This is a genomic window from Erythrobacter litoralis, assembly GCF_029760855.1.
Taxonomy (GTDB): Bacteria; Pseudomonadota; Alphaproteobacteria; order Sphingomonadales; family Sphingomonadaceae; genus Qipengyuania; species Qipengyuania litoralis_A.
Window position 1 is genome coordinate 380,854 of the sequence record NZ_SOSI01000003.1, and the last position, 20,426, is coordinate 401,279.

The window sequence follows — 20,426 nt, forward strand, 5'->3', positions numbered from 1 at the left end:
GTTAGTATACTTTTTAGTATACTCAAGGAGATTGGAATGAAGTTGGAACGCGAGCTCGAGCACGATGCGTTGCAGAGGCAGTTCGACTGTCTTGCAGGACGGTGGTGTCTGACGGGTCCGGAAGTCGAAGCCCTGCTCGGAGATCAGGACGCGAAGGCCCGCGAACACGCGAGCCGTGTCCTTGTGGAGATTGATCGCCTGATGGGAGATCTCATCGGCGGGGAGTCCATACCGGCTTGGCTACGAGACGATCAGGGAACGGGGCTTGCCCCTCTTCGCTTCATGTCGCTGGGTCGCGAAGAACGATCTGCCATGCTTGCGGCCGCCAGATTGCGGCATTCCGAAGTCATAATGGGCGAACCAGGCTGAATGCGCGCCTGCTTCCGGTCCGGCCGTCACGATCATGATAACCCAGAAACTCTTTTTGTCGCAGCCGCGCGCTGACCCTTGCGCCATCAGCCATGCCTCCGGTGAGTTCGATAGGAGCGGCAATGAAGTTTGGTCGGCTTTCTGGAGAACCGGCGACCTCGAGAACCCGGAACTTCGCATGCTGTCTCCCACAGCGCCGGGACTCGCACGATCGCGACTGCTCGATGAGGCGGCTCCGGCGATCGATGAGGAAATTCGCATACGCTCATCATCCGGTGCCGCTATCTGGACCTTTCACACGACCCTCGCGGATCTCGCGCAATGGTCAATGTCCTCGGGTTTCCCGCTCCGGCGCTTGCGGACGTCTGGATGGATCGAGGCCATTCGACACGAAAGCAATCTTGCAGTAGCTGAGGACGCCTTCATCCGCGTCTTTGCAGATGCGGCGGAAGCTGGTCTGTGGTCGAGCGAGACGATGAGAGAAACTCTTGACCACTGCCTGCTCATGTTGACCCAACCGCGCATCCGCTGGACACCCGATCGGAAGGACGGCCGGATCTTCCCGATTTGAGAAGCGCTGCTTCTCCAAGCTGATCGTCCAAAGGGCATCCGATTTCGGGAGCTTTTTCTACGAGCAGATTTCGGGCGGATCGCAATCCTTCGTCCGCGCGTAGGCACCGCATTGCCTAGCGAATGGACAATCCGGATTTTCAGGAAGCTCGAACCAGTGCCACGACTTGCAGGTGCCACTATCGAAGCTGAGCGGCTCTAGAGGCACGACATCCCGCATCAGTATGCGGCCCCTTGTCATTCCACAGACCTGCGGCACCGGAGTGTCCCCGAAAGTGGTCACCAGATAGTGAAAGATCTGGCCGAGGAAGAGGTTCACCGCATCCAGATTCTCCTTCATCGTGCGAAGAATGTCGTCGTAGATGAGAGGCTTGTCGCCCTTCTTCATGCCGTAATGCGCGTAGCCGACGAGCTCTGTCTCGTTATCGAGCCGACAGTGCCCTGTGGCACAATGCGTGAGCTCGTCGCGAAGATAACGCAGAGGAAGATACCATTCGGCTTCCCTGATCGCATCCGTGATAGCCTGGGGTAGGCCGTCGATCTTGTCCCAGTTCGTGAAAAGGTAGCTGGTCGACGATCTGAAACCGCGGGTTTCGCGACCGAAAACGGCACGCAGAACCTGCGCAGTGCAATCTATGGACGAATAGAGTTCCGCGACGAACGCTTCGACGACCGCTGCCATCTTCCGCGAGTGGTTGGCCGGGGTGAACCCGTGAGCATTCAATTCGTCACGATCCAGCATCAGACCTAACTTTAGCTCGTCGGAAAGTGCGAGGAAGATCTGTGCCTTTTCGAAGTGCGCAGATACGCCTGAAAGAGCACTGCTCTCGCGAGCGGTGAAGCTGTATGTTCCCGAATGAAGATTCGCAAAGCGCTCGACTTGCCCCCAGCGCTCAGGAGCGAACATGAGCACGGCATCTGCAAGTCTTCTATCATCGCGTATGTTCAATGCGCCCTATCTCGCGATTCCCGTGTGCGATACGAAAGCCGCCGCTGTGCGGGCATTTCGGCTAACGGTGGCAACTGCCACAGCATGAGATTGGTGCCGCCTTGAGTAATCGCAAGGGAGAGCTGAACCTCCTGATCGGAACGCAGTTTGTTATCGAGATGCGTCATGCAGTCACCCGCATGTTCTCGAAGTATGAAGCTGCATCCAGCCCCGTCTCAACTCCAAAGGCTTCGGCCGACCGGACGCCGTCGGAGAACTCCTTGCGAACGTCGTCGACGACCTCGTTGTGGTATGCGGCCAGCCACTCGAACTTCGTCCTGACCCTCCCCTCTGCGACCGCCAGTCTTTCTCGCACAAGCTCGCCGTGTTGTTCGAGGAACGAGAAATATTCGAATGCGTGATCGAATTCGGATTCGCTGGCGCAGAGGTAATCGATGAACCGGGTCCCATCGCCATCCAGCCGAAGCATCCTGTCGACGTAGGAAGCTTCTTCCTTGGATGAATGTCCTTCCTTGTGCAGCCGGGCGTCTGTCTCGAACATCTCGTAGGCCGCTTCATCGACCACGATGCGCGGCTGAACGGCTTCGCTGCTTTCGATCTCGTATGCACGCACCATCGCGGGACCGAACACGGGTCCCGTGCCATCAAGCCCCACATGTGCATCTCCTATGGTGAGGCCGGCACGTATCAGAACGCCATTTCCGACGCAGCGCACCTGAGCATGGAGGAGGTCAAGCACTTCATGGAAGAAGGCGCCGTCGCGATACTGGGTATCGAATACCCGCACACGAACGACTGCGTCGGAAACCGATTCAGCAAACGATCGGCTGTGCAGGCGAGCATCCTTCATGCGTCGCGGCTTCCTTTCGTCCGGCTTCGTGAACTCCCTCAGCATCTGCAGTATCTCCACGATGTCGTCGGCGTGCCGCGTCGCCAGCAGATCGCGGAACCCCAGGATATCGATGAAGCTCACGATACACGATTCGTAGCCTTCGCCCGGTTTGCGCGCAGCAACCTCGGCAGCGCGCCTTTCCCGATCCTTCTTCTTCCGCGCGGCGTTACGCTCCACCGACTTCATGATTTCGGCGGCGGTGCGAGGGGTCTTCTTCTCGACCATCGTGTTTCTCCTTGACTGAACGGCAGGGGATTTTTCGTCGCCAGCTTGTTCCTCTTTTGATCTGCATGTATCGAGCTCAAATGAGCAAGAACATTTTAATCTTTTCGGACGGAACCGGGCAGTTCGGTGGTCTCAAGCCCGACCAGCGCCTCTCTAACATCTATAAGCTTTACAGGGCTTCCCGCCCTGGCGCGGACTCGGAGATCAATCCATCCAATCAGGTGGCTTTCTACGATGCGGGCCTTGGCACAGGGGAGAGTGGTGCAAACTGGGCGCAGAAGATCTCGCGGATTTTCGGAGCGGCGTTCGGAACCGGGATCAGCGACAACATCGCGGATTGTTACGAGGCGATAATCAAGGCCTACGAGCCAGGCGATCGCGTCTACCTTTTCGGGTTCAGTCGAGGTGCTTATACCGCGCGCTGCGTGGCAAACGTCATGAACCTGTGCGGCGTGCCGTCACGCATGCCGGACGGGTCACCTGTTCCGCGAGGTGGACGCGCGGTTCGAGAACTCGCCGAAGAGGCCGTTTTCGAGATCTACGAGCACGGTTCAGGCCATCCACGCGAGAAATACGAGGCGGAGCGGGAGGAGAAGGCCAGACGCTTCCGGGCCCGGCACGACTGCTGTGGAGAGGGACTGGACGGCGAGGAGCAGGGCAACGTCGCTCCATACTTCGTTGGTGTATTCGACACGGTTGCCTCGCTCGGAGCCGGGCGTGCGCTGAGCATCATTGTCGTCGGCCTGCTGACCTTTGTGCTGCTCGTCGCTCTGGCCGCATTCATATGGAAATCGGCACTGCTGACCGCTGCCTTTGCGATCCCCGTGCTCTGGATCGGTTACAAGCTGCTGATGACGCGGCTGCGCCAGCGAAAGGTCATCAAGGACTGGCCGAAGCAAGGGGACAAGCAGGTCCATTATGCGGTCTGGCGAATGAAGAACTACGACCGTTTCCTCGATACCAACGTAAGCTATGCACGCCATGCTCGCGCCATCGACGAGAACCGCAAGCATTTCCCTGTCGCAGGCTGGGCCTACTCACATGATGTGCAGCGTATGGATGGCCTCGATCCTCCCTGGCTGCGTCAGGTCTGGTTTGCCGGCAACCACTCGGACATCGGCGGAAGCCATCCGGAGGAAGAGTCGCGCCTGTCCGACATCGCTCTTGAATGGATGGTCGAGCAACTTGATGAACTCGAGCATCCGATACTGCTTGATCGTCATCGATTGAGGCTGTGGCCGGATCCTGCCGGAATGCAGCACGACGCAAGGAAGGCACTTGCCGAAGCAGGCTGGCAGCAGTGGTTGCCGGCGAACCTCAGGATCACCTGGCCGGAAGGTTTGAGGTCGGTTCATCCGGAAGCTGATCTCCACCCGAGCGTGGTCGAACGGCTGGCCAGTCATCCGGTCGTGCAGCATGACGAATCGCGAAGCTACCGCCCCGTGCAGCTTCGCGAGCATCACTTGGCGAGAGGGTATTTTCCGGAGAACGAAGGTCGGAACGAGCAAGGTGAGCCCGAGGCGTGATTGCCGGCGAATGCGCATCCCGACAGGATGGTCCCGGCATCTAGCGTCTTGCCGGGTCGAACTTTTCGCGCAAGGGCATGGGGTCGCTCAGCAGGGCCTTGAGACGTCGTTTGAGTTCTTCGTTCTCTCGCCGCAGCCGCGCGCTTACGGCACATTTGCAGTTTTCCTTGGAAGACGACGCCTTCTGGCCCGATGCGTTCTTTCTTATCGCATGATCGATGAACCGGTTTTCGGTTATGCCAGCGTCGGGATGCAGTTCCACGAACCTGCGCTGCTCATCGGCCAGTGACTTGCGATAGACTTCGTGCACTGGCGCGCTGTCGAAAAGGTTTGGAGAGCAACCGGCCAGTCTCGAGACCGCACGTGCTGAAGGAAAAACTCCTTCTGCTACCATTCGAGCAATTGCCTGCGTGACCCGTGCCAGCGTTTCCGCTCTGACGTGGTCGAGATACTCCTCCTGCGAATGGCGCGATTGGGCGACGGTCGGGCCGAAACGTCCGTTGGGCATACCGAGTTCGACCGCCCTTTCTCTTCCAGACGCGAAAACCTTGCCATGCGAAGGGCGCCTGTTCCTGTTTGCGCTCATGATGCACCCGCCGTGCCGTCCCTGCGGAGGTCGATTTCGGCCTGCATGACCGCAGCAAGCTGCACGCTGTATCGATAATCCTTCGTATGCTTTTCGCAGGCGTGTCCGAGGCTTTTCTGAGCGACGAACTCACTCTCGCCATCGAGTGCCGCTTCTTCGCTCAAACAATAACGCAGATCATGCACACTCAGCCTTTTCCACCCAGCCTGCAGCAGGTCGAGGCAGTGTGACACTGTGACTTGGTCGAGCACTCGCCCGTTCCAGCTAAAGGCATACTGATCAGACGGAATCTTCCACTCAAAACTCTTGAGCGGCTTCATGACCGGGAATTTATCGAACCCTGCCGCGCGCATGTGCAACTCGCAGATGCTCACCATCTCATCCAAGCTTGCCTCGGAAATATTTATCTCCATCGGCTTTATGGATCGCGGATTGCCCCCTTTGGTCCACTTCGGGAGGACGTCTTGTGAATGACGCGGTGTGGCGGCGCCCTTGTCATTCCTCTTGAAACGCTTCGGTCGCAACTGCGCGATGCTTTCAAATCTCGCTCTCGACTGCTCGGATATCTCGCATGCGAGGGCAGCGAGCCTGACGGCTGCCTCGATCTCTTCCACCTGCACGAAAATAGTCCCACGTGCTTTCGCTGCGATCGCAAGTTGGGCCTTCCAGCGTTCGAAAACGCAAAGGCCGCGATGAGTGGGACGACCGCCGGGAAGGTTGAAGCGTCTCATCGCTTCATGTCTGGCAGCCTGGACCTCGGCAGAGGCACGTGCGACTTTCGCATGGACACGCGCCTTGGCAATAGTGATCGTCCAAGTCTCGTTTTCGGGATGTGACCCGAAAGGTTCGGTCCCGACATGTTCTACGATGTAGTGTTCCGTGATCGGCGCATCAGGGGCGAAGCGGCGAGGCTTCTTGCCGAACTGCTTCATGGCGAGCTCTGTCGGCCAGATTCGGAAGAGCTCGACTTGTCGGCTGATAGTTGGAACGCCGTGATCGTCCAGGGTGGGCACGACCACATTGCAGTCCACAATGCGCCCGGTTTCCAGCGCGTCAGCGACACGCGATCTGATCGCATCGCCTATCAGTCTCATGACTGACGATCTCGCCTTCATTGAACGAAAACGCATGTTGAGGGTATCGTTCTGAGGGTTGGTGACCTTCTTTCGGGCATCCCAACCTTGGGCTTGCGTCCTTTTTCTGAGTTCGCTGTAGATCCCCGTGGCCGTCCCGAGATTGATCTCGCGAGGCACTATCAAATCAAGTTCTCCCCGAATTGGATCGAAGTTCTTACGACTCAAGAAATCATGTATCGCGGGAATGTCCCTCTTGAGGGAAGCAATCGTATCCGCCCTCGTTCGGTCACTGTCGAAGCTTCCGCCGTGAACCGGGCGCTGAACGTAGATTTCGCAGAGCTTCGACAATTGGTCTTGATCGTCGGTGAGCTCGTCGGAGTAGATAGTCGCGAGGATATCCAGCCTCCGCAGAGCGCGAATGAACCGGTTGATCCAGCAGGCTTTCTTGCCGCGGGCAGCGAGCACGATCATTCCGACTACGGCGAGATCTCGGAAGGTGCGGAGGGAGGAGGCGCTATCGCACCAGTTTGGCTCGACGTCATCAAACCTATGCCCTCTCACCGGGTCGGCGCACGTGTTCTTGAGCATCCGATGGTCGAATGGCAGATTGATCAGGAGCTCTTCGAAGGTGGCTCTACCGCGGCGTGGCTCGGTATCAAGCAGGCCAGGCAGGACGCCTCTTGCCGATGCCATGTCCCTCTTGAATGAGCGCCATTTTCCGTCTGCCACATCGATGAGCTGCTCGACCTCACGCATCTTGGGTTCGCCGAATGGCGCCAGGAGCTCGTGGATTCCGACGAGAACCTTAGGATGATATCTGTCGATGCCGAGGAATCTCGAGAGATCCCTGTGTTGCTTCAACGCTGCGTAGTCAGCGAAGCTATCTCGTTGACTGCAAACCGCGTCGTAGACTGATGACCTTGTCTCTTCTGGATTTGCAGCCTTCGCGATGGCGCCCAGCAAGGCAGGAAGGGTTTCCTTCGGAACGACGCCGTCGTTGATGAACCCTTTGAAACCGGACGACGACACCTGGCAGGATAGCGCAATGGCATCGATGGCCTCATCATCTGCTGGATGCGCTGAGTTCGGCATAAGTGAAGGTTGCATTGCACCTGAGTTCGAGCTGGGGGATCTGACATCGCTCACAATGACGCCGCTCTCTGCTGCGCGACGGAGGCCTGCCCATTGTGATGGACAAGACCGTCGAAGATGGTCTGATCATCGATGGCTGCAGTTCGTCGATCGGATCGCTCGCGCAGGCCCTTCTTGGCGAATTCCGCTACGATCTCGCCGAGATATCTCGCGAACGCCTTCTTCGAGTAGATATGGTGGTCCCGACTGATCGCGTTGATTTCCTCGGCGAGACGAATCCTGCTTCGGTCGTCGAAACCACGCTTCTCGAAAACGTGAAATGCTCGCTCCACTGCGCACTGAATGCTCGCTGCTCGAAGGCGATGCAAGGTTGCGATCGAGGAAATCAGACCGCACCTTGACCGGATGCGCACGGCGTGTCGCTCCATTGTCGGCCTGACATAATCATTTATGAAAGTATGCGAGGAGAACGGACATTGTCCTGCAGACGGAAACAGGAATATCTCGTTCAGACTGTCGGCCAGACCGCCGCTTGCCATGGCTTGCAGCTCGCAGAAATTGGGCCGTCGGGGATCGGCATCGAAGTTTTCGATCAACGACCGCCGAGTTGCTGGTGAAAGCCTTAATCTCCCGCGCCGCTCGCCTTTCGAGCCTTTCAGGGGGCATTCGATGATGTCGCCGAACCTGCTCCCAAGCCACCAGTCCAGAGCGGTTGTCGGAGCAGCGTCGGCGAACCTCGCTCCCGCGTCTCCGATGACGTTGAGGAGGGCAAAGGCAGAAGCGCACCAATCGTCAGCCCTCGCGGCAGAGATCATCAAGGCTTTGAGTTCGCGAGGATCCTCGATCCTGATGGCGTAACTCGGCAGGTTGGCCATCACATACTGCATGCCCGAGTATTTCACGCGTTCTGCGGCATCATTTCCGTAGATCGCGATCTTTCTGGCGTTCTTCTCGGTCGTGCTCCATTCGCGGAAGTCATCGACGTGGGTCGGGAGAACCTTCGAGCGAAGTCCTTGGTCCGCCAGATCGCGATACACCCGGTGTAGGGACGAAAGATGCATTGAGAGCCGACCGAAGTTTCTGCCGGAACCCGGATTGACCCAATCGGCAAAATCCTCCCTGTCACTGGGCAGAACCTCGAAGCCCTGATTCTCGAGAAAGGCCGTGATGCGCTCTCGACCGGAGGCGAAATCTTCGGCGATGAGAGCGTCAGGCTTATCGTCTGACGGGAGTTTGAAATTGAGAAACTGCTGAAGGAACGTGATATTGGACTGCTCGCAGGCCCTCGATAGCCTCGACAGCGATTTGTTCACGGCTCGAGTGAGCTGCTGATCGATCTGATCGTCCAGCGAGACAAACCAGCGATGGTCGAAGCGGAATATGTTGAATCTGTCACCCATGAAACGCTTGTGGTAGAGATATAGATATCTACAAGCGTGCTGAGGCCTAGATTGTTCCAGCGGTCATTTTTTTGCGAATCGGGAAGAGCCAGTGACACTCGACCTACATAATCACTATCATTTCAGTGGGTTGAGTGACACTGCATTTCTCTGAGGTTTCTTGGCTTCTTATCATGGCATGGTCCTCAACCGCGGATGCCGCGCGAATTGCGCTAGATGACCCGGCACCATCCGATCGTATCCGATGTGATCAGCCAGCGCTCTCCACAGCGTCGCGATGACGCTTCCGTCCCCGCATGCCGCTGCCAGCTCGTATGCGTAGAGAAGGAACGTGGCACACACGTCCGTCTCGCACTTGGCCGCGCGAGGATCGTATTGGAGGCGAGGTCCGCGTTCCACCTGATGTGTTGCGGGGATACCGAGCGCTGCTGCTGCTTCCTTGAGCTTGGGATGTCTTGCTCCCCTTCCGCCAGCGAGGTGCCTCATGACATCGAAGGAGCCCAAGCTGCGAGCGTTCAGGAGACCGGCCTTGTCGAAAAGCCCATGCGCTATGGCCCGCCGTCTAAGGATCGGTAGATCGAACGCCTCTCCGTTGTAGGTCACGAGCTTCGCGTCTCGTCGGCGATCGGGCTGGAGTGGTCGAAGATGCCGGACGAGCTCTCGAAGAAGATCCTCTTCTGTTGGCAGCTGCGCAACGTGGCCAATCTCGACATCGCTCACGACTATCGTGAGAAGATCATCGACGGACCACTTCGGGCCTTTTCTCTCAGCAACGAGGATTGTTGCCACATCTATTCTCGAGACCGCCCAGCTTGATTCCCGGATTGGTTTGCGCGAGTTGAGGAGGATGGCAGCGCTGGGGTCTGGAGAAACCTCGAGATCCAGCACGCAGATCCTGTCAGGCATGACGCCCGACCTGCATAGTTGGGATGACGACATTCAATGTATCCTTTCGATCGTGAATTGATTTCGGAGCAATTTTCGTGGTGAGGGATTCCGCCCAGCTGAGAGTGGGCAGTGCCGGCATGGTGCGCGTCCTGCAGGAAATCTTCGGGTGGGAGGCAGACAGCGAGACGCGGCTGGTCGCGCGCGTGAAGCAGTTCAAGAAGAATGGAATTCCGCTGCCCGAACGACGGGGAAGAGGGTTCAATGTGTCCTATGGCCCACGGGAGGCGGCTCGGCTTGCGGTCGGGTTCGCCATGCTGGATTCAGGCATGGCAACCCACGCGGCCTGCGAGGCTTTGAAACTTGGATCTGCCGATCTTGAAGAGGCGCTCGACCTTGCGGTTCGCGGTAAAGGTCGTGCAACGATTGCAGTGCCGGGATCGGAACTGCGAATTTACAGATCTCGAGAAGCAGTCCTGACTGAAGGCAGCCGCATCATGCGGGACCATGCAGAATTGCTTTCCGCGCACTCGGAGCCGAACGGCTTCAGATCATACGCGAACATTCTCGTCGACGTCTCTGCCTTGGTGGATGCCTTCACTCTTGCGTTCGCCAACGAAGTCGGCGTGGACAGGAACAGCGTTGTTCTCGCCCTTCGGGAATCCGACTGATTGGATACAGTTTCGGGGACCGTCGGCAGTTCCCTTGCAGAAGGTTGCGATCGGTTAACCTGAGCCATGAACGTTCTGGCAGCTATTTGGTCGCAGTTTCGTTATGCTCAGGGCATTCGACCAACGAAGATCACTCGGCGAGCAAGCGACGCCGGGTCGCCTTCTGACGACCCGGCAGCTTCTTCCCTTCAGGCAGCGATGGCTCGTTGCGGGAGGTCGAAGACGTCGCCGCGGTTCCACTGTTCGAGCTGGATCGTGGCGAGCCGGTTGCAGGCACGCACCATCCCTTCCTTGCCATCCTCGAAGTTAGTCGCTGGCGAAGCCGCTACGTGATGAAGACGGTGGTCGTCGTCGAATCGCAAACACCCTAGGCTGAAGCCGTCCGGCACGAGCACCGCCCGGTCGTCGTTCTCGCCAAGCCAGAGCATGGTGTTCTCGTAGAAGCGCATCTGGCCGGCGATCTCCACGACGACGCCGATCTGGGGAACCTGTGGGGCGTCCGTCGACTGGTGGATCCACAGCAGCGGCTTGCCAGAGTCCCTGACCTGTTCGGCGAAGTGCATGAGACCAGCCAGACTGGCCAGGGGGCCACACAGCATGAGGTCGACCTTGGTTGTGAATTCGGCGAATTGCCCCGGTCCGCCACCCAGGATGTGGGCAAGGCCGGCGAGATAGTTTGCGATGCGTTTCACCTGCTGTTCGTCGTAGATCATATGTCTTCTCCATGGACCGCGGGGATCGCGTGTCCTTTTCCGCTCTCTTCAGGAGAGCCACCCCCTTCCTTCTGAAGAAGTTTCCAGACAGATCATGCCGATCTGCGATCCTCCGAGGCATGATGCCGGAGCCCGGAGTCTCCGGCTCGAGGACGATTGATCGTTGAAGACGATTTCTCGCAGGTTTGTGGACGAACGATCCAACTGGCGCTTTTTCTCGCTCAAGGCTCACCAAGGATCGGCCACATTCCGCGACCGAACAGATTCCGGGGATTGATGGCGCGCTCGGGTTCGGGGAACCCGTATAGCTTGCGTTGCACAGCCCAGTCCGTCGGAACGTTCGAATTCAACAGCACCTTGCTGTTGAGCCCAGCCGGTTGGGTGCCATCGAAGACGGCTATCACGACACTGGGCACCAAATGTTTTATCCGCTCGCCAAACGGCATTTGCCTCCGCTGAGTAGGCTGATCTGCGCATTGGAGCCCGGCGGGTCGCTCGCTAATGCCGATCGTATCGACCGAGGCCTATCGGGTCGGTTCTCGAGCGCCTGCATGTTCCACATCTCGACTACGAATTGGCAGAAACCCCTGTCTACGTCATGTCGATCGCGACAGTTCGATCACTCTGCAGGACTGTCGTCGACAGTCCTGCCATGCAATCGGTCAAATATCTCGTCCTTCTTGGGGAGCTCGACTGATGGCTTGCGTCTGCCGGAAAACGTGCCGACAGTGCCACTGTCAGCCGCGGCGGTTTCGTGCAGAAATATCTGGCAGACTTCCATGCCGGGCGAGAGAACAAGCGGGACTTCGCCGACATTCGCGAGTTCGAGGGTAAGGCAGCCAGAGAAGCGTGGATGAATGCCTGCGGCAGTCTCGATCACCAGTCCGTGACGGCCAAGAGAGGACTTCCCGGTGACATATCCAGAGAGGTCTGCCGGCAGGCTAAGCCATTCGAGAGTGACGCCGAGCACGAACCGGTTCGGGTGGAGCACGAATTCTTCGCCGAAAGGCACGAAATGCTCCTTCGTGTTCATCGGCCGATGGGTGGACCTTTGCTTCTCAGTCGAATGATAGAGAGGGTAGTATCGATCCTGTGATTGTCGGAAGGAACGGAACCAGCGACCCAGCCTGAGGTCTACGGACGTGCCGCCGCGATTGACGGCTCGAGTGCTGTCGGGAGCTGGAACGATCGAGATACGCGAATTGTCCGGCGCATCGGGATTCAGTCGCTCGAAAATCTGGACTACGCTAAGCATTTGCAATCCGCGAGTTGTATTCGTTCACCTCGATGGTCTTGAGCATCAGGTCGTTTACCAGGCGACGCTCCTTCTCCTCGTCATCGCCGGCCAGACCCGATCTTTTTCTCGTGTAGTTCCAGCCAGCGGTTGCTATCGCTCCCAGCGAAGCCTTTCCGTTATACGGCACGCCCTTCTCGAAGGCGGAAAGGACTGGCGCGATGTCCTCATCTGTTGGTGCGTCGAGGGAGAGTTCGGTTGTGGTTTTCGTGAGCTTGGCCCGGAGCGGCATCATGCATGCATCGACGATCTCGTTCACGACTGAGAACATGTCCCTCCTTCTCGAATCGACGGGCTTCTCCTTCCAGCGTTCGTAGACCTCGCCATCGACCTCAATTCCGAGCGCTTCCGACTGCTCCTGCAAGATATGCAGCCTTTTTCGTTCACTCGGATAGTTCAGGTCCTGCGGATAGCCCGAAGGGGCCAGAAGGTATTCGTAGGCATACAGATAGGAAGCACCGAAGATCTGAAGACCGAGCAGGTCGGAAGCGATTTCCTCGAGCTGTCTGAGTGCGCGCTTTGCGCAAGTGTCCTGAACGATGGAAATTCCGAGATCGTTCATGCCGAATTCGTCGAGAAGCCTTCTGGTCCGCGCCTCGTCGGCTTCGAGAACTTGCGAGGTTTCCTTGCGAATCCGCTGTTCGAGATCCTCGGCGAAATCGTGTCTGGTCCAGATCGAGTGACCGATTTCGTGACCGGCAAGCGGGGCGACCAGCATGTTGCCAGCGTCTGTCGCCGGGGTTCCGATGAGAACGAAGTTTGGCAGACTGTCGATGTTGCGCGGATATGTGAACGGTATGAAGTTCCACTCGGCCGATATCAGCACACGCGCCTGATCGCCGATGACCTTCCTGATGAGCGCACGGAGCGGATCATGAAGCTCGAATGCATTTCGCACGTTCGTCGATCGAAGGATGAAACCGAGAAAATGCGTGTGCCTTTCCACGACTTCCATGATCTGGAAACATGCCTTGTCGATGACCTCTTCATCGAAATTGGGAGGAAGTTCGAGGTTTGCCGCCTCGTTCCGAGCGAACTCTTCCAGCCCGTCCAGAGCGAGTTCGAAATCCTTGTGTGGAAAGCTGCTGGCTCTCAGCTGATCGATCTGCGCGAGAAAGGCGTCAATCCGGCGCCTAGCGTAGGCAAGTCTCAGCTTCGAGACTGTCGTCTGATCGACCATCCCTGCCCCTCTCGACCGGATACTGAGTGAATTCCTCGTGCAGGAAGAGACAGAGCTTCACCATCTCTGACAGGCCTTCATGACCCGGATCGACATCTTCTTCGGCAACCCTGCGCAGCTTGCCCACGGCTCCGTCGATGAAGGTCTGAAGATCGCCTTCACTGCTTGCGGTCTTTCCTGACGAAATGTAGACCTTGGCGTAGGGTTCGACAAAACCGACGCGCAGACCGTAGGCCTCTGACCCATCGGATCGCTCGAGAGTGGTTTCGTCGAGCGCGTCCGCAAGCAACCTTATCGGCGAAAGGTTGGCCCTCTCCTGCCGACGCAGATGTTCCATCTGAATAGCTGACTTGAGCGCGAGGCTTCCGATCGCGAACTTGGACAGCACCGTATCAGCCATGATGACAGTCTCGCTTCATTCTTTCCGTTTTCCCAATACTAGCTCCAAAACACGTTTGACTCAAGCTGAGTCACCCATTCCAACCCATTGGGCCAGCTCTCTGGCATCCACTTCTCGCAGAAGAATTCCTCGGCATGCCGCTGAAACGCTCAACTTTGCCTTCTTGGCATGACGCCTGAAAGCCTTCTGATATTTTTCCGGGACCCGATGAGCTGTCACCTTCGCTGAGCCCGAGTTCGTCGAAATGCTTGCGACATCCTTGAGATTTCGCTTGAGTCGCAATTCACGACGTATCAGCAGATTGAGCAGGCCGCTAGCGTCCAGGCCAAGCTCATCGGCGTAGGCGCCAACCTTTTGTCGGTCATTGTCCGACAGATGGGCGCTCATCTGAGGCAGTTTCATGTCATCGTCTTGCTGATGGCCGATGCGACGAGTTCCGCCACCTCGCGATTGGTCACATCGTTGTGGTTTGAGACGATCTCGTCAACCATGACGTTGTTCACCTTTCCGCGGACCAGGCCGATCTGTCCGCCTTTCATTACGGAATGATCGACGACCTCGCTTTCGTCGAGGTTCAGCGCTCCATTCGCTCCGATCCCGCCATGAAGATCGTCCGGTCCTCCAATCAGCGATGTTCCAGTAAAACCTGCGGTGACGTCGCCTGCCGCAGTCGACGCGACAGCGTAGAAGAGACTTACAGCGGTATCCTTGTGCGTATGAGTGACCAGCACCGGTCCCGAGACGACCTTCTCGGAAACGACCTTGCGAAAATGCCCGTCAAGAAGGTCAGCCCCGATCTGTCGGCCAAATCCATTGTGGGAGAACGCGCCTTGCAGCAGCGCAAGGGTGGAAATTGAGTTCGCGGGCATTTCGTTCGCAACGGATGTCACGACACGCGCACCGAAACTATGGCCGACCAGATGGATCCTCTTTTCGGAAAGACCGGATTTCTTCAACAGGAGGCCGAGCTGCGATCCAACGGTTCCCGCTCTCTTTTTCATCTCGAAGTAGGTCGCCTGGTTCAGGATGGAAGCAACTGCCGCCTTTGCTCCGGAAAGCCGAAACCATCCGCCGCGTCGGCGATCGGAGAATCCCGCCAAGGTTTCTTCGTTTCCGCTTGCCGGATCATGGACCGTGAGCTCGCCTCCGGTAGCGAGTATCTCCAGTAGCTCGTCTCCCGGCACCTCCAGGAGCGCAGCGTGTTGCCTTTTCACCTCGGCATCGGGACTATCCTCGAGCAGGATCTTTCTGATATCTGACAGAAAGCTTTCAGCAGCCTCTCCACCATCCGCTGCCCTCATCGCCAGGGCGGCAAAGTGGTTTGCGTCCAGCCCCATATGCCTTGCGAAGCCTTTGGCATAGGCCTCTAGCTTTTCGTTTTCGATCTCGTCGTCGCTGAATCCTGCAACGCCTCCAGCATCATCTGACTGGTGTTCGATCGGCAGTAGCGTCATGTCCGGCCGGTAACGGAACGCAGGCCAGAAGATTCCCACGATCGCAACTTCTGGAGATTTGAACCTTTGAGGGGCAATCGAGCCCATGTTGCTAATTAGGTCGGTGTATAGTTTCGTCGCCGCGTCGTGATCGTTCTTCCAGCCATGGCTCAGGAAGATCACATCGGTCACTCCGTTATCGAAGGCCGGCAGACCGGGTGTCGCGATTTTGCCTGAAGCATCGACATGCAGTTCGTGAAACGGAAGTCCAGCGATCACCGACATGGGTTCGTCTCTAGACCGACTGGAATGCGCGCATGAGATCGACAAGGCCTGCACCTTGAAACTCGCGAGACCGGCCGAGATCGGTGCAGCTTTCCGCGAAAATCCGTTTCACCTCCTCGGGCTTCCCGATGAACTCCTTTTTCTTGGAGAGAAAGGCGGCAACGGCGCCGGTTACATGGGGTGCCGCCACGCTCGTTCCGCTATCGTCACGGAAATAGACGACATCGCTCTTCTCTTTGGAAGCACTGGCTTTCAGGAGCCTACCAAGTTCGCGTGAGCCTGCTGCAGCACACGACATGACCCTTTCACCCGGTGCCACGAGATCGGGCTTCGGACGCCCGTCGGTCGTAGGCCCTCGAGACGAGAAATACGAAATTCCGTGCGTATGGGGCGAGTCACGATGCGTGGCTCCCACAGTGATTGCATTCTGTGCGTTGCCGGGGTCGTTGATGGATTGAACGGATATGCGCCTATAGGTCGACCGTCCCTCGGTCACTACCATGGCGGAACCGTCATTCCCTGCCGCCGCAACAACGACAACACCGGTTCGGACTAGTCGGTCAACGGTCACGCAAAGCGGAGACTGCCCCGCAGAATACCAAGTGGCGTCGAAGGAGTAACCTAGGCTCAGGTTTACGCAGTGGATCCGGTGCTCGCGACCGTAGTCATTCAGTTCCTCGACCTTTTCCAGAGCTCCGATCAGAGAACTCGTCAGACCTTCTCCGCTCTTCGACACGACCTTGAGGCTGACGATCTTCGCTTTGGGTGCAAGGCCGAGTATGCGCATGCCGCTCACTGCCTCTTCGATGACTTCGACCTTCTTGCCATCGGATCTTGCCTTGCTCAGGTTGACCACCTTGAAGGCATCCGTGTCGGTCTCTCCTGCTATGATCCCCGCGACATGTGTGCCATGACCGAGTTCGTCGGTCAGTGGATCACCGTTCTCTCCAGTCAGATCTGCGTGGCCAAGGCCGGATGGCAAATCCAGGTTCCGGTAGAGCGAGAAGTGCGGATGAGAGCCATCGATACCACTGTCTGCCACTGCCACGACGATGTCTCGGCCATCGGCACCGAAGGTGTCTCTGCAGGCATCGGCTTTCACTGTCGCCGACGACCTGTGCAGAAGAGGCTTCACGTTCTCGTCTTCCCAGATTTTTTCGAAGGGCTGCGGGCCGTCCATCGAAGCGAGCCGGTTCAACTGGGCGAGTTGCAGGTCAGCGAAGACGTAGTAGCGGCTATTAGGCTTGCGAAGCTGGTTTCCACTTACACCGATGTCTCGGAGGATCGAGATTGTTTGTTCTCGCGCTTCATCCAGTCCCGCGGCGAACTTCGGATCGAGTTGTATTATGACGGGCGTCGTTATGACCTCGTCTGAATACCGATCATCACTTTCGCCACCTCTCGGTGCCATCGATTTTTGCTCGTAAGCTCCCCCTCTGCGACGTGGGCTGTCATCGCGAGCGAAGCGCTCCATCAACTTGGGAGATATCATGAAGGGCGCAAGTCGAGCGTCAAGATCGTCCCTGTCGTCAAAATCTGACATGCTTGTCTCCAATGCTGTCCCTCGCGGGAAACGTCTTGCGACAGGATCGTCTGCGGGCGAGTCATTGGGCCAAATGCGCTGAGATGTCGAGTTGCGCCATGAAGGCTCTCTTTCGCACTCACGATCCTTTTTTATTTCGATACCCGTCCGCGGCGGTCGTGGACACCGGACATTCCCTCATCAAACTGTCATTGCTTCCGGCAAGAGACGTCGCCAGATACGGTTGGTCGGCCAATCGCGACACCTCTCGCCGACCGACGCCTATCGTGAGATCCCAGACTCCGCGCACTTTCGCACCCGTCCTGAAGATGATGAGTCGCATGCCGGATCTGCTGCGCTTAGCTCCAGCGCCTCGACCCCACGGTTCTAATGATGTCAGCTTGATGCGCCGCATCAATTGAATGCTTTTGCTAGAGGATGGGGACGTGGACGAACTCGGCACCGTCCGCTTCGATCATGAAACCTGAAATATCCTGTTTCGGGACCGGCAACTTGATTTGAACCGGACCGGGTCCCGTCTCAATCGTGACTATTCGTTTCGAGGCAAGGGTTCCTTCAATGGTATACGCGGAGACTCCGAGACGGGTCTCCATGGCGATCTCAGCATTCAGAGCGAAGTGGTCTCCCATATGCGACACAACCGCGGCATCCAGCGCCTGCGCATTTCCTTCTAAGGCGTCACAGGCTGCTTCAACCTGCCTGGTTGCGATAGGCAGAAACGTCTCGACGATTCGAACTTCCGGATTGCTCGATGCAAACTTGTTCTTCAGCTGGTCAGCGTCGACACCAAGCGCTCCTCTGCCGAAGCTGATCACATCAAGGTCTTGCGCGTCAGGGCTTCTGGCAATCACGTCCGGCACGGTCATACCGCTCACTGACCAGCCATTGAGCTGTAGGGGCAAGACCACCGAGTGTATCGCCCTTTCACCCAGACCCAGAACCAGAATGCGGGGCCACTTCTGATCGTTGGCAGCCCTTTCCTGCTTCTTGGTCCGGTGGACATGATCGACCAACCGCGCGACAGTCCGATCGAGAGCTCTCCCATCGCTGTCTTCAGCCACGAACTTGTTGCCATTGCGCTTGCCGTGTGCACCGAGAAGGTGGGTCGAGGGTGACGCCGGGATCATTCCGAGCTCAACCCAGACCTGCTGCAGGTTTTCGACCATCCGGGCGCCGCCCACGTTTCCGAAGCTTACGCATGCCGCCGGTTTGTCCTGCCATTCCCCCATCAGGTAATCGAGTGCGGTCTTCAACACTCCGGAGTAACCGTGGTTGTATTCGGGGCTGACGAAGAGAAAGGCATCGCCGCGCGAAATCGTGCGAGCCCACGCTATCTGCAGTCTGTCTTCATAATTTCCCATCGCTGGAGGTTTCCGCAAGTCAAACTGGGGAAAAGACCAATCGGCGAGATCAATGAGTTCGCAGGTCAGGTCGTCACGTTTCTGGAGGTGCTCAATTACCCAGTCGGCGACGGGCCTCGACATCCGGCCCTGCCTGACACTACCGACAATGATCTGTATATGTGGGAGATGTTCGGAAGCGCTCATAATTTCTCTCAAATTCTGGGACATTGAAGCCATATCTGGCAGGCGCAGGGTCACGCGCCAAGAACGCACTTGGAGGTAAGTCCATAACCGATACACGCACCGACAGCAGCTTTCCTGCCGAATGCGAAGGTCTCGAAATCTTTCGCACACTCACCGGACGATGGGGTATGCTGATCGTCCTGATCTTGGGCGAGGGGCCGGCAAGATACTTTCAGCTACGCGGCCGCATTGAAGGCATCAGTGAGAAGATGCTCGCGGAGACCCTTCGGTCGTTGATGCTGAATGGACTCGTCAATCGATCCGAAACCGCCACGGTTCCCCCTCAGGTGACTTATTCCCTCACTTCTCTTGGAACCCGGTTCCACAAACCGCTCTCTATTCTCCAGAGCGTCATCGCCGATACGATTGATGATGTGAGGAACGCGAGAGCGTCTCGATGAAGCGTTCGGTCCGGCTCGACTATTTTTGACGGTATCTCGAATGCGCTGTTGTAAACGCAGTCTCGGGTCGGAAGTCGAATGGCCGCCTTGCGCACTTACGCCTTCGATGAAACGAATCGGAATGAAGCATATCCAATCGGCTCATCACTTACCGTTTGTTGCATGGGACTCAACGGCGGCCCAGCGCCCCAAATTTGGACGTTCCGGCTCAAGTTCTGTGTTCCCGAAAGCGGACATAGGCATCAGGCCTCAACGACGTTCGCCTCCGAAGCAAGCGGGGCGCCCTAGAAATGTCCGATAAGGGGGGCAAGTGAAGTCAGCTTTCAGCACCGCGCTAGGAAGAGCCTGCGTGAGAATTGAATTATTACAATCCTCTGTCACGCACGACTTGGCCACGATCGCCAGATCTGAAGAACATATACATTCCCGAAGGGATGATGAGCGCTAGCGGTCCAAGCGGTGCATAGGTAATCCAAGCGGGCGGTTCTCCGACGGTCGCCATAGCGACGAAATTGGCCAGCACAGCCAATGTGAAGACCAGGCCGAGCCAGCGATGCCAGACACGCACGGTGCGATTGAAGTTCATAATTCCTCGAGCCTTCTAAAGATCGACAATCATTCGATGTCCGACAGGGTTTTCTCAAGCGCATCGAGAAATCCGGGCCACCCAGCCTTTGCGCCGTGGTAAGCCTGCTTGCTGTTGGAGGGGATCTTCGTGTGATCCAGCCGCAGTAGCGTGCCACCTTCCTTTCGCGTGAGTGTCCATGTCACTTCGCTGGTCAATCCGGGACCATTCCAAGTGTAGGACAGGCGCTCTTCAGGCTCGATCGTGAGGACCTCACCGGAAACTTCACCCCACTCCGCCGCCATCGTGAAGCTTTTGCCGACCTCAGGCACAAAATCCGACGGCATAATCCACTCGCCGATCAATTCCTTTTGCGTCAATGCTCGCCAGACCTTTTCCGGCGGATGCTCGAGCTGACGCTCGAATTCGAGCGAGCGATATTCGGTATTTTCGGTCGTCATTGATCCATCCTTTTGAGCAGGTCTTCGAGCGCATCGAGCCGAGCGTCCCAGAACCGGCTCATCTCACCGAGCCAGTCGGTGAGCGGCGCAATGCCCTCAGGTCGCGCACGACAATGCGTGTTTCGTCCTTCGCGCCGGATCGCCACCAAATGCGCGCGATCGAGCACCATAAGATGTTTGGTGATGGCCGGTTGCGACACTCCTGAGCCCTCTGCCAGAGCGCCCACCGTCAACTCTCCTTCGCGGCAAAGGCGCTCGAACACAGCTCGCCGAGTCGGATCGGACAAGCTCTTGAAGACCGCCGTTTGCATGTTCATCGATTAT

General features: G+C 57.4%; 22 protein-coding genes. 5 read left to right on the forward strand and 17 right to left on the reverse strand.

The window, feature by feature from the left end; translation table 11 throughout:
• Positions 1-36 precede the first annotated feature (36 nt).
• Together E3U23_RS07550 and E3U23_RS07555 are read left to right on the forward strand one after the other, a co-directional pair.
• Positions 37-369 (forward strand): hypothetical protein, encoded by a 333-nt coding sequence (locus E3U23_RS07550; protein WP_279350621.1) that lies wholly within the window; start codon positions 37-39, stop codon positions 367-369.
• Between the two features lie 178 nt (positions 370-547).
• Positions 548-940, forward strand: coding sequence for a hypothetical protein (locus tag E3U23_RS07555; protein WP_279350622.1), 393 nt, complete (start codon positions 548-550; stop codon positions 938-940).
• 57 nt (positions 941-997) lie between these two features.
• On the opposite strand, the gene E3U23_RS07560 is transcribed toward E3U23_RS07555, so the two are convergent.
• Together E3U23_RS07560 and E3U23_RS07565 are read right to left on the reverse strand one after the other, a co-directional pair.
• Positions 998-1,846 carry a hypothetical protein gene (locus E3U23_RS07560; protein WP_279350623.1) on the reverse strand — a complete coding sequence of 283 codons (849 nt, stop codon included), beginning with the start codon at positions 1,844-1,846 and terminating at the stop codon, positions 998-1,000.
• Positions 1,847-2,051: 205 nt separating this feature from the next.
• Positions 2,052-3,005 carry a hypothetical protein gene (locus tag E3U23_RS07565; RefSeq protein WP_279350624.1) on the reverse strand — a complete coding sequence of 318 codons (954 nt, stop codon included), beginning with the start codon at positions 3,003-3,005 and terminating at the stop codon, positions 2,052-2,054.
• Between the two features lie 80 nt (positions 3,006-3,085).
• Between E3U23_RS07565 and E3U23_RS07570 the strand changes: the two genes are divergently transcribed.
• Positions 3,086-4,531 carry a DUF2235 domain-containing protein gene (locus tag E3U23_RS07570; RefSeq protein WP_279350625.1) on the forward strand — a complete coding sequence of 482 codons (1,446 nt, stop codon included), beginning with the start codon at positions 3,086-3,088 and terminating at the stop codon, positions 4,529-4,531.
• A 40-nt stretch (positions 4,532-4,571) separates the two neighbouring features.
• On the opposite strand, the gene E3U23_RS07575 is transcribed toward E3U23_RS07570, so the two are convergent.
• The 4 genes from E3U23_RS07575 to E3U23_RS07590 all read right to left on the reverse strand — a co-directional run bounded on the left by E3U23_RS07575 (position 4,572) and on the right by E3U23_RS07590 (position 9,591).
• Complete coding sequence (locus E3U23_RS07575) at positions 4,572-5,039, reverse strand: hypothetical protein (protein ID WP_279350626.1); 468 nt, start codon at positions 5,037-5,039, stop codon at positions 4,572-4,574.
• A 74-nt stretch (positions 5,040-5,113) separates the two neighbouring features.
• The gene (locus E3U23_RS07580; protein ID WP_279350627.1) at positions 5,114-7,300 is read right to left on the reverse strand and encodes a hypothetical protein; all 2,187 of its coding nucleotides are present in this window, start codon (positions 7,298-7,300) and stop codon (positions 5,114-5,116) included.
• Between the two features lie 35 nt (positions 7,301-7,335).
• Positions 7,336-8,685, reverse strand: coding sequence for a hypothetical protein (locus E3U23_RS07585; protein WP_279350628.1), 1,350 nt, complete (start codon positions 8,683-8,685; stop codon positions 7,336-7,338).
• A 171-nt stretch (positions 8,686-8,856) separates the two neighbouring features.
• The gene (locus E3U23_RS07590) at positions 8,857-9,591 is read right to left on the reverse strand and encodes a ribonuclease H-like domain-containing protein (RefSeq protein WP_279350629.1); all 735 of its coding nucleotides are present in this window, start codon (positions 9,589-9,591) and stop codon (positions 8,857-8,859) included.
• An 80-nt stretch (positions 9,592-9,671) separates the two neighbouring features.
• Between E3U23_RS07590 and E3U23_RS07595 the strand changes: the two genes are divergently transcribed.
• On the forward strand, positions 9,672-10,241 hold the full coding sequence (locus tag E3U23_RS07595; RefSeq protein ID WP_279350630.1) for a hypothetical protein: 570 nt from the start codon (positions 9,672-9,674) through the stop codon (positions 10,239-10,241).
• A gap of 188 nt (positions 10,242-10,429) precedes the next feature.
• On the opposite strand, the gene E3U23_RS07600 is transcribed toward E3U23_RS07595, so the two are convergent.
• The 8 genes from E3U23_RS07600 to E3U23_RS07635 form a co-directional block, all read right to left on the reverse strand.
• Positions 10,430-10,954, reverse strand: coding sequence for a hypothetical protein (locus E3U23_RS07600; protein ID WP_279350631.1), 525 nt, complete (start codon positions 10,952-10,954; stop codon positions 10,430-10,432).
• Between the two features lie 619 nt (positions 10,955-11,573).
• Positions 11,574-12,209 (reverse strand): dCTP deaminase, encoded by a 636-nt coding sequence (gene dcd / locus E3U23_RS07605; protein ID WP_279350632.1) that lies wholly within the window; start codon positions 12,207-12,209, stop codon positions 11,574-11,576.
• A complete protein-coding gene (locus E3U23_RS07610; RefSeq protein WP_279350633.1) occupies positions 12,202-13,428 on the reverse strand; it encodes a hypothetical protein in 1,227 nt (408 codons plus the stop codon). Before E3U23_RS07610 ends, dcd begins: the two co-directional genes overlap by 8 nt.
• A complete protein-coding gene (locus E3U23_RS07615) occupies positions 13,382-13,828 on the reverse strand; it encodes a hypothetical protein (RefSeq protein WP_279350634.1) in 447 nt (148 codons plus the stop codon). The genes E3U23_RS07610 and E3U23_RS07615 overlap by 47 nt, the downstream gene beginning before the upstream one ends.
• A gap of 60 nt (positions 13,829-13,888) precedes the next feature.
• Positions 13,889-14,230: a hypothetical protein gene (locus E3U23_RS07620; protein WP_279350635.1), complete on the reverse strand. Its 342-nt coding sequence runs from the start codon at positions 14,228-14,230 to the stop codon at positions 13,889-13,891.
• Positions 14,227-15,546 carry a hypothetical protein gene (locus E3U23_RS07625; protein WP_279350636.1) on the reverse strand — a complete coding sequence of 440 codons (1,320 nt, stop codon included), beginning with the start codon at positions 15,544-15,546 and terminating at the stop codon, positions 14,227-14,229. Before E3U23_RS07625 ends, E3U23_RS07620 begins: the two co-directional genes overlap by 4 nt.
• Positions 15,547-15,556: 10 nt before the next feature.
• Positions 15,557-17,089 carry a S8 family peptidase gene (locus E3U23_RS07630; protein WP_279350637.1) on the reverse strand — a complete coding sequence of 511 codons (1,533 nt, stop codon included), beginning with the start codon at positions 17,087-17,089 and terminating at the stop codon, positions 15,557-15,559.
• A gap of 410 nt (positions 17,090-17,499) precedes the next feature.
• On the reverse strand, positions 17,500-18,636 hold the full coding sequence (locus E3U23_RS07635; protein ID WP_279350638.1) for an NADPH-dependent FMN reductase: 1,137 nt from the start codon (positions 18,634-18,636) through the stop codon (positions 17,500-17,502).
• Positions 18,637-18,659: 23 nt separating this feature from the next.
• Between E3U23_RS07635 and E3U23_RS07640 the strand changes: the two genes are divergently transcribed.
• Positions 18,660-19,076 carry a winged helix-turn-helix transcriptional regulator gene (locus E3U23_RS07640; protein WP_279350639.1) on the forward strand — a complete coding sequence of 139 codons (417 nt, stop codon included), beginning with the start codon at positions 18,660-18,662 and terminating at the stop codon, positions 19,074-19,076.
• Between the two features lie 364 nt (positions 19,077-19,440).
• On the opposite strand, the gene E3U23_RS07645 is transcribed toward E3U23_RS07640, so the two are convergent.
• From E3U23_RS07645 to E3U23_RS07655, 3 genes are read right to left on the reverse strand one after another with little or no spacing between them, the layout of a single operon-like run.
• Entirely contained in the window at positions 19,441-19,662 is a 222-nt protein-coding gene (locus E3U23_RS07645; protein ID WP_279350640.1) for a hypothetical protein, read from the reverse strand.
• 29 nt (positions 19,663-19,691) lie between these two features.
• Positions 19,692-20,102, reverse strand: a complete 411-nt coding sequence (locus tag E3U23_RS07650) for an SRPBCC family protein (RefSeq protein ID WP_279350641.1) — start codon at positions 20,100-20,102, stop codon at positions 19,692-19,694.
• Complete coding sequence (locus E3U23_RS07655) at positions 20,099-20,419, reverse strand: ArsR/SmtB family transcription factor (RefSeq protein ID WP_279350642.1); 321 nt, start codon at positions 20,417-20,419, stop codon at positions 20,099-20,101. The genes E3U23_RS07650 and E3U23_RS07655 overlap by 4 nt, the downstream gene beginning before the upstream one ends.
• Positions 20,420-20,426 lie beyond the last annotated feature (7 nt).

What these genes read in the sequence shown, in the direction of transcription:
- E3U23_RS07550 (WP_279350621.1), top strand. Translation starts at nt 37, where the DNA reads ATGAAGTTGGAACGCGAGCTCGAGCACGATGCGTTGCAGAGGCAGTTC.
- E3U23_RS07555 (WP_279350622.1), top strand. Translation starts at nt 548, where the DNA reads ATGCTGTCTCCCACAGCGCCGGGACTCGCACGATCGCGACTGCTCGAT.
- E3U23_RS07560 (WP_279350623.1), bottom strand. Translation starts at nt 1,846, where the DNA reads ATGTTCGCTCCTGAGCGCTGGGGGCAAGTCGAGCGCTTTGCGAATCTT.
- E3U23_RS07565 (WP_279350624.1), bottom strand. Translation starts at nt 3,005, where the DNA reads ATGGTCGAGAAGAAGACCCCTCGCACCGCCGCCGAAATCATGAAGTCG.
- E3U23_RS07570 (WP_279350625.1), top strand. Translation starts at nt 3,086, where the DNA reads ATGAGCAAGAACATTTTAATCTTTTCGGACGGAACCGGGCAGTTCGGT.
- E3U23_RS07575 (WP_279350626.1), bottom strand. Translation starts at nt 5,039, where the DNA reads ATGCCCAACGGACGTTTCGGCCCGACCGTCGCCCAATCGCGCCATTCG.
- E3U23_RS07580 (WP_279350627.1), bottom strand. Translation starts at nt 7,300, where the DNA reads ATGCAACCTTCACTTATGCCGAACTCAGCGCATCCAGCAGATGATGAG.
- E3U23_RS07585 (WP_279350628.1), bottom strand. Translation starts at nt 8,685, where the DNA reads ATGGGTGACAGATTCAACATATTCCGCTTCGACCATCGCTGGTTTGTC.
- E3U23_RS07590 (WP_279350629.1), bottom strand. Translation starts at nt 9,591, where the DNA reads ATGCCTGACAGGATCTGCGTGCTGGATCTCGAGGTTTCTCCAGACCCC.
- E3U23_RS07600 (WP_279350631.1), bottom strand. Translation starts at nt 10,954, where the DNA reads ATGATCTACGACGAACAGCAGGTGAAACGCATCGCAAACTATCTCGCC.
- dcd (WP_279350632.1), bottom strand. Translation starts at nt 12,209, where the DNA reads ATGCTTAGCGTAGTCCAGATTTTCGAGCGACTGAATCCCGATGCGCCG.
- E3U23_RS07610 (WP_279350633.1), bottom strand. Translation starts at nt 13,428, where the DNA reads ATGGTCGATCAGACGACAGTCTCGAAGCTGAGACTTGCCTACGCTAGG.
- E3U23_RS07615 (WP_279350634.1), bottom strand. Translation starts at nt 13,828, where the DNA reads ATGGCTGATACGGTGCTGTCCAAGTTCGCGATCGGAAGCCTCGCGCTC.
- E3U23_RS07620 (WP_279350635.1), bottom strand. Translation starts at nt 14,230, where the DNA reads ATGAAACTGCCTCAGATGAGCGCCCATCTGTCGGACAATGACCGACAA.
- E3U23_RS07625 (WP_279350636.1), bottom strand. Translation starts at nt 15,546, where the DNA reads ATGTCGGTGATCGCTGGACTTCCGTTTCACGAACTGCATGTCGATGCT.
- E3U23_RS07630 (WP_279350637.1), bottom strand. Translation starts at nt 17,089, where the DNA reads ATGTCAGATTTTGACGACAGGGACGATCTTGACGCTCGACTTGCGCCC.
- E3U23_RS07635 (WP_279350638.1), bottom strand. Translation starts at nt 18,636, where the DNA reads ATGAGCGCTTCCGAACATCTCCCACATATACAGATCATTGTCGGTAGT.
- E3U23_RS07645 (WP_279350640.1), bottom strand. Translation starts at nt 19,662, where the DNA reads ATGAACTTCAATCGCACCGTGCGTGTCTGGCATCGCTGGCTCGGCCTG.
- E3U23_RS07650 (WP_279350641.1), bottom strand. Translation starts at nt 20,102, where the DNA reads ATGACGACCGAAAATACCGAATATCGCTCGCTCGAATTCGAGCGTCAG.
- E3U23_RS07655 (WP_279350642.1), bottom strand. Translation starts at nt 20,419, where the DNA reads ATGAACATGCAAACGGCGGTCTTCAAGAGCTTGTCCGATCCGACTCGG.